Genomic DNA, 12,755 nt, shown 5'->3' with positions numbered 1-12,755 from the left:
CAAGGGTGGCATGCGGTGGTGGGGGTCGGTCCGGTTCATGCGCGCAGGCGCAGGCCGCGCGGTGTCGCGATGAAGCCCGCTCCTTCCAGAAGGGTGCCGATGGGGGAGGTCAGGGCCGAGGCGCCGTTGACCCGCTCCACCGTGACCGTGCCGAGGGAACCGGCTCGGGCCGCTGCCGCGAGGGCTTCGGCGGCCCCTTGGAGGCGCGGGTCCTCGGTGGCCGCGGTGTCCGGTGCGGAGGGCCACGCGAGCAGGGTCTTGCCGCCGCGCTCCATGTACAGCGTCAGCTCACCGTCCACGAGTACGACGAGCGAGCCGGCCTTCCGCCCAGGCTTGTGTCCTGCGCCTGTCGGGGGTTCGGGCCAGGGGAGGGCGGCGCCGTACGCGTTCGCCGGGTCGGCGGCGGCCAGGACCACGGCCCGGCCGGCGAGGGAGGGGCGGCGGTAGGAGGACGTGCTGTTGGTTCGGGGTGCCGGGGCGGGGAAGTCGCGGGGCGAGATGTAGTCGCCCGGGGACGGGGGGTGGGAGGCCGGGGAGCCCTGGAGCCGTGAGGTGGGTCCCGTCGGTGCCCCCGTGTCGTCGAGGTCGTCGAAGTCGGTGAACGGGCCGAAGGCGTCGGCGAAGTCGTGGACTCCGGGGAAGCCGGGTGTGTTGTGCCGGCCGTGCGGGGTGGGGGAGTCGTAGGTGGCCGGGGTCGTGAAGCGGTCGACGGAACCGGAGGGCGGTCCGCCGGAGCCGCCGAGGGTTCCGAAGCCGTAGGGGTCGTTGTCCGTGCTGTCCGGTGTGGGCAGGCCGTCGCCCCGGTCGCGGGCGTTGGCGACCGCGCGGAGGCGGTCCACCGCGCCGTCCATCGCGAACTGGGCGGCGCCGAGCCCCTCCACGACATAGCCGCGCCGTGCCTGACCGCTGTCCTCGAAGACGGACAGGACTCGGTACGTCGCCGAGAAGCCGCCCTCGACTCCCTCCGCGGCGACCGCTCCCCGGGTCACCACACCGTGCCGGTCGAGCAGGGTCCGGGCCAGGGCGTGGGCGCGCAACGTGGGGTCCGGCTCGTGGGCGGGGAGCAGGGACCAACGGCCCGCGACGGTCGGCGGGCCGGTGCGGGAGGCGGGGCGCGCGGCGGCGGTGAGCGAGCCGTAGCGCCCGCGCGGGACCGTGCGTTTGGCGCGGTGGGCCGTGGAACCAGCCGTACGGCCGGAGCCCAGCAGGGAGCGCATCGGGGTGAGCGTGTCGTTCGTGAGGCGGCCGGACCAGGCCAGGTCCCAGACGGCGTCGGCCAGTTGGGGATCGGTGGCGTCGGGGTGGGTGGTCGCGCGGACCTGGTCGGCGATCTGGCGGAAGAAGAGGCCGTAGCCCCCGGAAAGGGTGTCCAGGACGGACTGGTGCAGTGCCGTGAGTTCGAGCGGGTGCGGGGGCGGGAGGAGCAGGGGTGCCGCGTCCGCCAGGTAGAGGGAGATCCAGCCGTCCTTGCCGGGGAGCGAGCCCGCGCCGGCCCACACCAGTTCGCCGGATGCGGTGAGTTCGTCGAGCATGGCGGGCGCGTAGTTCGCCACGCGGGACGGCAGGACGAGCTTCTCCAGGGCGGACGCGGGCACGGAGGCGCCCTGCAACTGCTCGACGGCGCGCACCAGTCCGTCGACGCCACGCAGTCCATGGCCCTTGCCGATGTGCTGCCACTGGGGGAGGAACTGCGCGAGCGCGGCCGGCGGCACCGGCTCCAACTCGTGCCGCAGCGCGGCCAGGGAGCGGCGGCGCAGCCGACGCAGCACCGTCGCGTCACACCACTCCTGACCGATGCCGGCCGGGTGGAACTCCCCTTGTACGACACGGCCGTTCGCCGCGAGCCGCTGCAACGCGCCCTCGGTGACGGCCACACCGAGCCCGAAGCGGGCGGCGGCCGTGGCCGATGTGAACGGGCCGTGGGTGCGGGCGTGACGTGCCAGGAGGTCGCCGAGCGGGTCCTTGACCGGTTCGGTGAACGCCTCCGGGACACCGACCGGCAGCGCCGTGCCGAGCGCGTCGCGCAGGCGGCCCGCGTCCTCGATCGCCGCCCAGTGGTCGGCACCGCCGATCCGGACCCGGATCGCGCGCCGCGCGGAGGCGAGGTCGTGGGCCCACTGCGATGCTGCGCCGCGCTCGGCCAACTCGGCGTCGGTGAGCGGGCCGAGCATCCGCAGCAGGTCGGCGACGCCCTCGACGTCCTTGATGCGGCGGTCCTCGGTGAGCCACTGGAGCTCGCGCTCCAGCTCGGTGAGCACTTCGGCGTCGAGGAGTTCGCGCAGCTCCGCCTGGCCGAGCAGCTCGGCCAGTAGCCGGGAGTCCAGCGAGAGGGCGGCAGCGCGGCGCTCGGCGAGCGGTGAGTCTCCCTCGTACAGGAACTGGGCGACGTACCCGAAGAGGAGGGAGCGGGCGAAGGGGGACGGCTCGGGGGTGGTGACCTCGACGAGGCGCACCTTGCGGGACTCCAGGTCGCCCATCAGCTCGGTGAGGCCCGGGACGTCGAAGACGTCCTGGAGGCATTCACGGACCGCCTCAAGGACGATCGGGAACGAGCCGAACTCGCTTGCCACCTGGAGCAGTTGAGCCGCCCGCTGGCGCTGCTGCCACAACGGGGTGCGCTTGCCGGGGTTGCGGCGCGGCAGCAGCAGCGCGCGAGCTGCGCACTCGCGGAAGCGGGCCGCGAACAGGGCCGAGCCGCCGACCTGGTCGGTGACGATCTGGTCGACCTCGCCCTTGTCGAAGGCGACGTCCGCCGCGCCCACGGGGGCCTGGTCGGCGTCGTACTCCGTGCCGGCCTTCATGGGTTCCTGGTCGAGCAGGTCCAGGCCCATCATGTCGGCGTCGGGCAGGCGCAGGACGATGCCGTCGTCGGCGTGCATCACCTGGGCGTCCATGCCGTAGCGCTCGGAGAGACGGGCGCCGAGGGCGAGCGCCCAGGGGGCGTGTACCTGGGCGCCGAAGGGGGAGTGGATGACCACGCGCCAGTCGCCGAGCTCGTCGCGGAAGCGCTCCACGACGATCGTGCGGTCGTCCGGGATGTGGCCGCAGGCCTCGCGCTGTTCGGCCAGGTACGACAGCACGTTCTCCGCGGCCCAGGCGTCGAGGCCCGCGGCGAGGAGGCGCAGGCGGGCGTCCTCCTTGGGCTGGGAGCCGACCTCGCGGAGGAACGCGCCCACCGCGCGGCCCAGTTCGAGCGGGCGGCCCAGCTGGTCGCCCTTCCAGAAGGGGAGCCGACCTGGAACGCCCGGCGCGGGGGAGACCAGGACGCGGTCGCGGGTGATGTCCTCGATCCGCCAGGAGCTGGTGCCCAGGGTGAAGACATCGCCCACCCGGGACTCGTAGACCATCTCCTCGTCCAGCTCGCCGACCCGGCCGCCGCCCTTCTTCGGATCGGCGCCCGCGAGGAAGACCCCGAAGAGACCGCGGTCGGGGATCGTGCCCCCGGAGGTGACGGCGAGACGCTGCGCGCCCGGGCGGCCGGTGATCGTGCCGGCGATGCGGTCCCACACCACGCGCGGGCGCAACTCGGCGAATGCGTCGGACGGATAGCGGCCCGCGAGCATGTCCAGCACGGCGGTGAACGCCGATTCCGGGAGCGAGGCGAAGGGCGCGGCGCGGCGGACCGTGGCGAGCAGGTCGTCGACCTGCCAGGTGTCCAGCGCCGTCATCGCGACGAGCTGCTGGGCGAGGACGTCCAGGGGGTTGGCGGGGACCTTCAGGGACTCGATGGAGCCCGTGCGCATCCGCTCGGTGACCACGGCGGCCTGGACCAGGTCGCCCCGGTACTTCGGGAAGACCACGCCCGTGGAGACCGCGCCGACCTGGTGTCCGGCGCGGCCCACGCGCTGGAGGCCGGAGGCCACCGAGGGCGGGGACTCCACCTGGATGACGAGATCGACGGCACCCATGTCGATGCCCAGCTCCAGGCTTGACGTGGCGACCACGGCAGGCAGTCGGCCCGCCTTGAGGTCCTCCTCGACCTGGGCGCGCTGCTCCTTGGAGACCGAGCCGTGGTGGGCGCGCGCGATGACCGGGGGTGCGCCCTGAGCGGCGCCGGAGCCGCCCATCAGCTCGGCCGGTGCGTGGTGTTCGTCCAGGGGCTCGCCGGTCGCGCGCTCGTAGGCGATCTCGTTGAGCCGGTTGCACAGACGCTCCGCCAGGCGGCGGGAGTTGGCGAACACGATCGTTGAACGATGGGCCTGGACGAGGTCGGTGATGCGCTCCTCGACATGCGGCCAGATCGACGGCTTCTCCGCGCCCTCACTGCCGTCGGCCACCGGGGAGCCGCCCAGCTCGCCCAGATCCTCGACCGGGACGACCACGGAGAGGTCGAACTCCTTGCCCGACTTCGGCTGGACGATCTCCACCTTGCCGCGCGGGGCGAGATAGCGGGCGACCTCGTCCACCGGGCGCACGGTCGCCGAGAGACCGATACGGCGGGCCGGCCTCGGCAGCAGCTCGTCCAGCCGCTCCAGGGACAGCGCGAGATGCGCGCCCCGCTTGGTGCCGGCGACCGCGTGCACCTCGTCCAGGATCACCGTCTCGATGCCGGTCAGCGCGTCGCGCGTGGCCGACGTCAGCATCAGGAACAGGGACTCCGGGGTGGTGATCAGGATGTCCGGCGGGCGCGTGGACAGGGCGCGGCGCTCGGCGGGCGGGGTGTCGCCGGAGCGGATGCCGACCTTGATCTCGGGCTCCGGCAGACCCAGGCGGACGGATTCCTGGCGGATGCCGGTGAGCGGGGAGCGGAGGTTGCGCTCCACGTCGACCGCGAGGGCCTTCAGCGGAGACACGTACAGGACGCGACAACGCTTCTTCGGGTCGGCGGGCGGGGGTGTCGCGGCGAGCTGGTCCAGCGCGGCGAGGAAGGCGGCCAGGGTCTTGCCGGAACCGGTCGGGGCCACCACCAGCACGTCCGAGCCCTCGCCGATGGCTCGCCACGCGCCCGCCTGGGCCGCGGTGGGCGCGGAGAACGCCCCCGTGAACCAGCCGCGGGTCGCGGGGGAGAAGCCGTCGAGGGCTCGGTGTGCGGAGCTGACCATGCGTCCATCCTGCACCCGACCACTGACAATGCGTCTGACCTGCGGGAATTGTCGGGCGATGGTTTGCAGGACCGTTTCGGTGCCTGTGCCCGCCGTGGCGGAGAATGGTCGCATGGCGGGTTCGGGCGAGTTGGCGAGGCACTGGCAGTACACGGAGCTGCCCGGGGTCGACCTGCTTCGCGCCCGGTACATCAGCAAGACGTTCGTACGGCACACGCACGAGCACTTCGTCATCGCCGCCATCGCGGACGGCGTCGACGTGTTCCAGCACGGCGGTGGAGAGGTGTCCGCCGGGGCGGGAGCGCTCGCGCTGGTGAACCCGGACACTCCGCACACCGGCCGGGCGGGCGTTCCCGAGGGCTGGCGGTACGCGGCCGTCTACCCGTCGCCCGAGGTGGTGGCCGCGATAGCCGCCGAGACCACCTCCATCCGCGGCACCCCCGGGTTCGCCAGTCCCGTCCTCGACGACCCTTACACCGTCGGGCTCGTCCACCAGGTCCTCCGCGCGGCAGACGAGGGCAACGCGCTCGCCGCCGACACCCTGCTGCGGGTCGCCGTCACCAGGCTGCTCCGGCTGAACGGCGGATCACTGCCGCAGCGTGCGGTGCCCACGGCGGGTGGCCGGGTCGCCGCACGCGCGCGTGCCGTGCTGGAGGAGCGGATGGTGGATCCGCCCACCCTGGAGAAGCTGGCCGGTGACCTGGGGACCAGTCCGTTCGCGCTGCTGCGCGCGTTCCGGGGTGCCTACGGGATGCCGCCCCACACCTGGCTGACCGATGCCCGGGTGCGCCGGGCACGGCGGCTCCTGGACGCGGGTACGGCGCCCGCGGAGGCCGCCGTCGCCGTCGGGTTCACGGACCAGCCGCACCTCAACCGGCACTTCGCCCGGATCGTCGGTGTGCCCCCGGGCGCGTACCAGCGGGAGCGCAAGAACGTACAAGACGCGGGGCCGCGACCGCTCCTACCGTCCGACAGGTGGCAGAACGGATCGCTTCAGAAGACATCTACGCCGGAACGGGAGGAGAACCGCACTCCGACGCCGGCGGAAAGCCGGACTCCGCCGTCGTACGGGACGCCCTCGGAGTCGGGGTCGCCGTAGGGCTGTCGGGGTTCGCCTTCGGGGTGACCTCGGCCGGTGGCGGGCTCACCCTGTTGCAGACCTGCGCCCTCAGTCTCCTGGTGTTCACCGGCGCCTCCCAGTTCGCCCTCGTGGGAGCACTCGCGGCCGGCGGCAACCCGCTCACCGCAGCGGCGGGAGCCTTCTTCCTGGGAGTGCGCAACACCTTCTACGGGCTGCGCCTCTCGCAGCTGTTGGCCCTCCCGCGCGCGGTGCGTCCTTTCGCCGCCCAGTGGGTCATCGACGAGACGACGGCCGTCACCCTCGCGCAGCCGACGCGCCGGGCCGCGCGGATCGGGTTCACCGTCACCGGGCTCAGCCTCTACCTGTTGTGGAACCTCACCACGCTGCTGGGCGCGCTCGGCGCCAAAGCCATCGGGGACACCGACGCGTGGGGTCTCGACGCGGCCGGGCCCGCCGTCTTCCTGGCGCTGCTCGCGCCCATGCTCAGGACCACCATCGAGCGGGCCGTCGCCGCCCTCGCGGTCCTGCTGGGACTGGGGCTGCTGCCCGTGCTGCCGGCCGGTGTGCCGGTCCTGGCGGCCGCTCTCGCGGCGCCGATCGCCCTCTACGTAGCGGGCCGTCGGCAGACCGGCACCCGTAACGACGCACAGGAGGAAGACTGTTGAGCATCTGGATCGCGATCGCGGCGACCGCCCTGGGGTGCTACGTCGTCAAGCTCGCCGGACTGCTGGTGCCCGCGGGCGCGCTGGAGCGGCCGCTGGTGAGGCGGCTCGCCGCCCTGCTGCCGGTCGCCCTCCTCGCCGCGCTCACGGCCCAGCAGACCTTCGCCGACGGGCATGCGCTCGTACTCGACGCCCGGGCCGCGGGGCTCACGGCGGCCGCCGTGGCGCTGGTGCTGCGGGCACCCTTCCTGCTCGTCGTCGCGGCGGCCGTGCTGGTGACGGCGGGTGTCCGGGCCATGGGCGGCTGAGACGGCCCCCAAGTCAGCCGATGGAGCGGCCGTACGCCTTCAGGGTGCGCAGGGCCTGGATCGTCACCATGGGGCGTGCCTCCAGGGCGATGCCCGGCGCCCACTGGCGCCAGCGGATCGGCCAGCCGCCGTCCTCCTGCTGGCCGGCCGACAGATGGTCCAGGGTGCGGGCCATCTCGTCGTCCGTGAACCACGCGCGCGCGAGGGAACTCGGCGTCTTCGCGTAGTCGTACGGGAAGTGGTGCTCGCCCGGCGCGTACCCGGGGGCGACCGGGTAGGCCTCCAGGTGCTCCGGGTCCAGGGCGGCGAGGCGGTGTTCGCGCACCAGGCGGCCGAGCCGGTCGGCGGCGGCCTCCGCGCGCGGGCGGTCGGGCGCCGAGTCCAGGAAGGCGACGGCGGCCTCGATCTCGTAGGGGTGCGACTTCTCCAGCGAGTCGACGGCCTGCCAGCAGAAGTCGGTGGCCCGGAACAGCCAGGCGTGCCACACCTCGTTGCGGTGCAGCAGGCCCACCACCGGCCCGGTGGCGAGGAGTTCGCTCGGCGGGTCGTCCACGATCGGCACGAACGGCGCCGTCGGATAGCCGCGCTGGCCGGGAAGGATCGCCGGCAGGGCGCCGTCGGCCGTGGAGACCGAGGTCAGATAGCGGCACACGCGTTCCACCCGCTGCCCGCCGCAGCGCCCGATGGAGTCCAGGACGCGCAGTGCGTGACCGGTGTGCAGCGGCTGGCTCACCGGGCCGCGCAGATCGGGTTCCAGCGCGTGCCCGTAACCGCCGTCCTCGTTGCGGTACGCGTCCAGCGAGATCTCCACCGGATCGGCTTCGCCGTTGAGGAAGTGGTACGCGAAGAGGCGCTGCTCCAGCACGCGCGCGGTGAGCCAGACGAAGTGCTCGGCGCGGAAGAGCGGGGAGTGCGCCGGGGGCGTCGGGGGGAGTGGGGATGCTCCTGTTTCGGCCATGCGTCAGACCGTAGGACGGAAAGCGGTCTCGGCAGGCGGTCCCGGCCCGGGCCCACTCTCAGGGGCGGGATACTGGTGTCATGCGGTTGACGGTCTTCTGGCAGCGGATGACGGAGCACTTCGGCGCGGGATACGCCGAGAGCTTCGCGCGCGATCACGTGATGACGGAGCTCGGCGGGCGGACGGTGCACGAGGCGCTGGACGCGGGCTGGGAGGCCAAGGACGTGTGGCGCGTGGTCTGCGCCGTCATGAACGTTCCGCAGGAAAGTCGCTGATCGGTCACGAAGATCGACGGCGGTGACCGGTTGTCAGTGACGTAGGCGAGACTTGCTCCGTGGCCTCCACTGACGAGAGCGGGCACGACGCCCCGCAGGCATCCCCGTCCGGTACGACGCCGCCGACCCGGTCCCCGGCCGACGGCGCCGCGCCGGGCACCGGTATGCCGCGCTGGCTGCCGCGCGCCATGGTGCTGGCGCTCGCCCTCGTCGCCGTGTTCCAGCTGGGCAGTTGGGCCTTCCACCAGCTCATCGGACTGCTGATCAACATCCTCATCGCGTTCTTCCTGGCCCTCGCCATCGAGCCCGCGGTGAGCCGGATGTCCGCCTACGGCATGCGCCGGGGGCTGGCCACCTTCCTGGTCTTCCTCGGCCTGCTGATCGTGAGCGCCGGGTTCGTCACTCTCCTCGGGTCGATGCTGGCCGGCCAGATCATCAAGATGATCGAGGACTTCCCGGACTACCTCGACTCCGTCATCAACTGGATCAACACGCACTTCCAGACCGACCTGAGACGGGTCGACATCCAGGAGGGGCTGCTCCACTCCGACTGGCTGCGCAAGTACGTGCAGAACAGCGCCACCGGCGTGCTGGACGTGTCCACCCAGGTCCTCGGCGGCCTCTTCCAGCTGCTGACGATCGGTCTGTTCTCGTTCTACTTCGCCGCCGACGGGCCGCGCCTGCGGCGCGCGCTGTGCTCCGTACTGCCGCCCGCCCGACAGGTCGAGGTGCTGCGCGCGTGGGAGATCGCGGTCGACAAGACCGGCGGCTACATATACTCCCGCGGTCTGATGGCGCTGGTCTCCGGAGTGGCGCACTACATCCTGCTGCAGGCGCTGGGCATCCCTTACGCGCCCGTGCTGGCCGTCTGGGTGGGCCTGGTCTCCCAGTTCATCCCGACCATCGGCACCTATCTCGCGGGCGCCCTGCCCATGCTGATCGCCTTCACCGTGGACCCCTGGTACGCCCTGTGGGTGCTGATCTTCGTCGTGGTCTACCAGCAGTTCGAGAACTACATGCTCCAGCCCAAGCTGACCGCGAAGACCGTCGACATCCACCCCGCGGTCGCCTTCGGCTCGGTCATCGCGGGCACCGCGCTCCTGGGCGCCGTGGGCGCGCTGATCTCGATCCCGGCCGTGGCCACGCTGCAGGCGTTCCTCGGGGCGTACGTGAAGCGGTACGCCGTCACGGACGATCCCCGGGTGCATGGGCACCGGACCACCCGAGGGTCCGGTGGGTCAGGTCTGCTCACTCGCGCGCGGGGCTTGTGGGAGCGGCGGTCGGGAGCTGCGGAGCACACGGCGACCGACCCTTCAGGGACAGCCGATTCCGGGGCCACCGGCTCCGGACCGACCGACCCCGGACCGGCTGATTCCGGGTTGACCGACTCCGGCCGAAGGAACTCCGGGTCGACCGACTCCGAGCCGAGAGACTCGGGAGACGGCTCCTCCTGAGGGATGATCCGGCGAGAACACCGGGGTGTCGCGGTCAGTACGTGAACACCGCCCACACTGCCGCCCCGGCCACCGCGGCGGCGTAGCAGCCGACGGCCACCGCCACGGTCCGCAGCCGTGCCGTCTCGCTCCAGGACGTGCGGGACAGCAGCCAGGCCAGGGCCGGCAGGACCAGGACGGCGTGCAGGCTCACCCCGTGCAACGGCTTGAGCGGGGCCGTCGAGTGGTAGGCCGCCTCCTGGTGACCGGTTCGTGCGAGGACCACCCCGCGCGCGATCATCGCGGCGCCCGAGGCCAGCGCGACGAGCAGGATCGCGAACCCGGAACGCACCGCGAGCGCCATCCCCGTGGGACCCGTCGGCCGGTGCCGGAAGGACGCCACCGCGAACACGGTGAGCAGCGCCACGAGGACCGCGCCGCCCACCGCGAGCGTCATGGACACCGCCGTGTCGAAGGGCGTCTCCATGTCCAGGTGCGACGGCACCCGGCGCCACGCCTGAAGGGTGATGCCGCCGACCTCCACCACACAGTCGGCGGCGAACACGACGAGCAGCACGGTGCGCAGCCTGGCCCCGACACGCAGATACGACGTCACCCAGGTGACCGCGATCAGCGTCGCCCCGAAAGAGAGCCCGAACGTGACGGGCTTGCGCCAGGAGACGGGCCCGTGCCAGGGGCCGCCGTCCACCGCGAACACCATCAGGTGCGTCAACCCGGAGAGGATCAGCAAGGCACCGGTCGCATGGCAGAGACGCTCGGCGGGACGTACGCGGCTCTTCAGGACCCGAATCATGGCCCGAGCCTCGCGGGAACCCGCCGCACAGTCGTCGTACGACCGAAGACACCGGCCGTACGACGACGGAAGTACGGCTCCCTGAGGAATGCGCCGGGTCAGACGGGGCCGGCCGGTGGTTCCGCGATGCCGACGATGCTTCCCTCCAGGTACCGGACGTGGACCGTCCAGCCCAGGGCTGTGAGGTCTTCCGCGAGGGTCCGGGCGTCGTGGAACACCTTCACGACGCGGTACTGACGGCCGTCGTGGAGTCGGCGCAGCACCGTGGGGACAGGCCCGTCCGTTACGCCGTGCTCGTCCGCGGCGGCGGCCGGTCCGTCGTCGACGAAGACCGCTTTGCCGCCCGGCGCGAGCATGGCGGCGACGGCGCTCCAGAACTCGGGCAACCGCGTCGGCGGAACGTGGGAGAGCCAGAAGGCGAAGAAGACCGTGTCGTAGCGCCGCGAGGGCCGCCACGTGAACAGGTCGGCCTGAAGGAACCGGACGTTGGGGAAGGGAGCGCGCGCACGAGCGACGGCCAGCACCTCGGCCGCCGCGTCGACGGCCGTCACCGACCGGGCCCGGGCGGCGAGTCTCACGGTCCACTGCCCCGTTCCGCAGGCCAGCTCCAGCACGTCTTCGCCGACCGGAAGGTCGTCGACCACGGCCGGCAGCTGTCGCAGCTCCTCCCGCTCCGTGTAAGGGCGGTCGTACTCGGCCGCCCCCGCGCGGTAGTAGGCCAGCTGCTCCGTGAGGAGGGCATCGTCATCACTGCTCATGGCCGGAAGGGTCGGGCCTGCCCCTGAGGCAAGGTCAACCCCGGCTGTCGGTAGCGGCCGTGTTGCCGGACGGCGTAGATGACGTGAGTGCCGCGTGGTGCGCTTGACACGAAAATCGAACATCCATTCTTATGGAAGCTCCGGCGAGGCCATGACGGGCATTTCGGCAGGCTTTTGATGGCGAAGTGCCCGAGTTATCCACAGGCCGGACGGGCGTCGGGGCGCATTGTCAGTGGCAGGCGTTAGCGTCTTTGACGTGAAGCGATCGACTCAAGCAAACCGGGTGGAACCCATGGCAGGAACCGACCGCGAGAAGGCGTTGGACGCCGCACTCGCACAGATTGAACGGCAATTCGGCAAGGGCGCGGTGATGCGCCTGGGCGAGCGGCCGAACGAGCCCATCGAGGTCATCCCCACCGGGTCGACCGCACTCGACGTCGCCCTCGGTGTCGGCGGCCTGCCGCGCGGCCGAGTGGTGGAGGTCTACGGCCCGGAGTCCTCCGGCAAGACGACCCTGACCCTGCACGCGGTGGCCAACGCCCAGCGGGCCGGCGGCCAGGTCGCGTTCGTGGACGCGGAGCACGCCCTCGACCCCGAGTACGCGAAGAAGCTCGGCGTCGACATCGACAACCTGATCCTGTCCCAGCCGGACAACGGCGAGCAGGCCCTGGAGATCGTGGACATGCTGGTCCGCTCCGGCGCCCTCGACCTCATCGTCATCGACTCCGTCGCGGCACTCGTCCCGCGCGCGGAGATCGAGGGCGAGATGGGTGACAGCCACGTCGGTCTGCAGGCCCGTCTGATGAGCCAGGCCCTGCGGAAGATCACCAGCGCGCTCAACCAGTCCAAGACCACCGCCATCTTCATCAACCAGCTCCGCGAGAAGATCGGCGTGATGTTCGGCTCTCCGGAGACCACGACCGGTGGCCGCGCGCTGAAGTTCTACGCCTCGGTGCGACTCGACATCCGCCGTATCGAGACCCTGAAGGACGGCACGGACGCGGTCGGCAACCGCACCCGCGTCAAGGTCGTCAAGAACAAGGTCGCCCCGCCCTTCAAGCAGGCCGAGTTCGACATCCTCTACGGCCACGGCATCAGCCGCGAGGGCGGCCTGATCGACATGGGCGTGGAGAACGGCTTCGTCCGCAAGGCCGGCGCCTGGTACACGTACGAGGGCGACCAGCTCGGTCAGGGCAAGGAGAACGCGCGCAACTTCCTGAAGGACAACCCCGACCTGGCCAACGAGATCGAGAAGAAGATCCTGGAGAAGCTGGGCGTGGGCGTCCGTCCGGAGAAGCCCACCGCCGAGCCGGCCGCGGACGCGGCGGTCACCACCGCCACGGACGACGCCGCCAAGGCGGTGCCCGCTCCGGCGGCCGCGGCCAAGACCACCAAGGCCAAGGCCACGGCAGCCAAGAGCTGAC

General features: G+C 71.9%; 10 protein-coding genes. 6 read left to right on the top strand and 4 right to left on the bottom strand.

The window, feature by feature from the left end; all coding sequences use genetic code 11:
* Positions 1–35: 35 nt before the first annotated feature.
* Complete coding sequence (locus ACQHII_RS13945) at positions 36–5,042, bottom strand: ATP-dependent helicase (RefSeq protein WP_427919618.1); 5,007 nt, start codon at positions 5,040–5,042, stop codon at positions 36–38.
* A gap of 112 nt (positions 5,043–5,154) precedes the next feature.
* On the opposite strand from ACQHII_RS13945, the gene ACQHII_RS13940 reads away from it, so the two are divergent.
* Genes ACQHII_RS13940 through ACQHII_RS13930 form a run of 3 tightly spaced genes read left to right on the top strand, consistent with a single transcriptional unit; the run spans position 5,155 to position 7,093 of the window.
* Positions 5,155–6,141 carry an AraC family transcriptional regulator gene (locus ACQHII_RS13940; protein WP_427919617.1) on the top strand — a complete coding sequence of 329 codons (987 nt, stop codon included), beginning with the start codon at positions 5,155–5,157 and terminating at the stop codon, positions 6,139–6,141.
* Positions 6,045–6,788: an AzlC family ABC transporter permease gene (locus ACQHII_RS13935; protein ID WP_427925305.1), complete on the top strand. Its 744-nt coding sequence runs from the start codon at positions 6,045–6,047 to the stop codon at positions 6,786–6,788. Before ACQHII_RS13940 ends, ACQHII_RS13935 begins: the two co-directional genes overlap by 97 nt.
* Positions 6,785–7,093: an AzlD domain-containing protein gene (locus tag ACQHII_RS13930; RefSeq protein WP_427919616.1), complete on the top strand. Its 309-nt coding sequence runs from the start codon at positions 6,785–6,787 to the stop codon at positions 7,091–7,093. The genes ACQHII_RS13935 and ACQHII_RS13930 overlap by 4 nt, the downstream gene beginning before the upstream one ends.
* A 13-nt stretch (positions 7,094–7,106) precedes the next feature.
* Here ACQHII_RS13930 and ACQHII_RS13925 read toward each other — a convergent pair whose 3' ends face one another.
* Entirely contained in the window at positions 7,107–8,051 is a 945-nt protein-coding gene (locus tag ACQHII_RS13925; protein ID WP_427919615.1) for a hypothetical protein, read from the bottom strand.
* An 80-nt stretch (positions 8,052–8,131) separates the two neighbouring features.
* Here ACQHII_RS13925 and ACQHII_RS13920 point away from each other — a divergent pair, with 80 nt between their 5' ends.
* Together ACQHII_RS13920 and ACQHII_RS13915 are read left to right on the top strand one after the other, a co-directional pair.
* A complete protein-coding gene (locus ACQHII_RS13920; protein WP_019075591.1) occupies positions 8,132–8,326 on the top strand; it encodes a DUF3046 domain-containing protein in 195 nt (64 codons plus the stop codon).
* Positions 8,327–8,385: 59 nt separating this feature from the next.
* Positions 8,386–9,780: an AI-2E family transporter gene (locus ACQHII_RS13915; protein ID WP_427919614.1), complete on the top strand. Its 1,395-nt coding sequence runs from the start codon at positions 8,386–8,388 to the stop codon at positions 9,778–9,780.
* 34 nt (positions 9,781–9,814) lie between these two features.
* On the opposite strand, the gene ACQHII_RS13910 is transcribed toward ACQHII_RS13915, so the two are convergent.
* Positions 9,815–10,573, bottom strand: coding sequence for a hypothetical protein (locus ACQHII_RS13910; protein WP_427919613.1), 759 nt, complete (start codon positions 10,571–10,573; stop codon positions 9,815–9,817).
* A gap of 98 nt (positions 10,574–10,671) precedes the next feature.
* Entirely contained in the window at positions 10,672–11,331 is a 660-nt protein-coding gene (locus ACQHII_RS13905) for a class I SAM-dependent methyltransferase (protein ID WP_427919612.1), read from the bottom strand.
* Between the two features lie 292 nt (positions 11,332–11,623).
* Here ACQHII_RS13905 and recA point away from each other — a divergent pair, with 292 nt between their 5' ends.
* Complete coding sequence (gene recA, locus ACQHII_RS13900) at positions 11,624–12,754, top strand: recombinase RecA (protein WP_427919611.1); 1,131 nt, start codon at positions 11,624–11,626, stop codon at positions 12,752–12,754.
* The last annotated feature ends 1 nt before the right edge of the window (position 12,755 follow it).

It is taken from the genome of Streptomyces sp. cg40, from assembly GCF_050320165.1.
Lineage (GTDB): Bacteria > Actinomycetota > Actinomycetes > Streptomycetales > Streptomycetaceae > Streptomyces > Streptomyces hokutonensis.
This window is presented reverse-complemented; position numbering and strand designations above follow the sequence as displayed.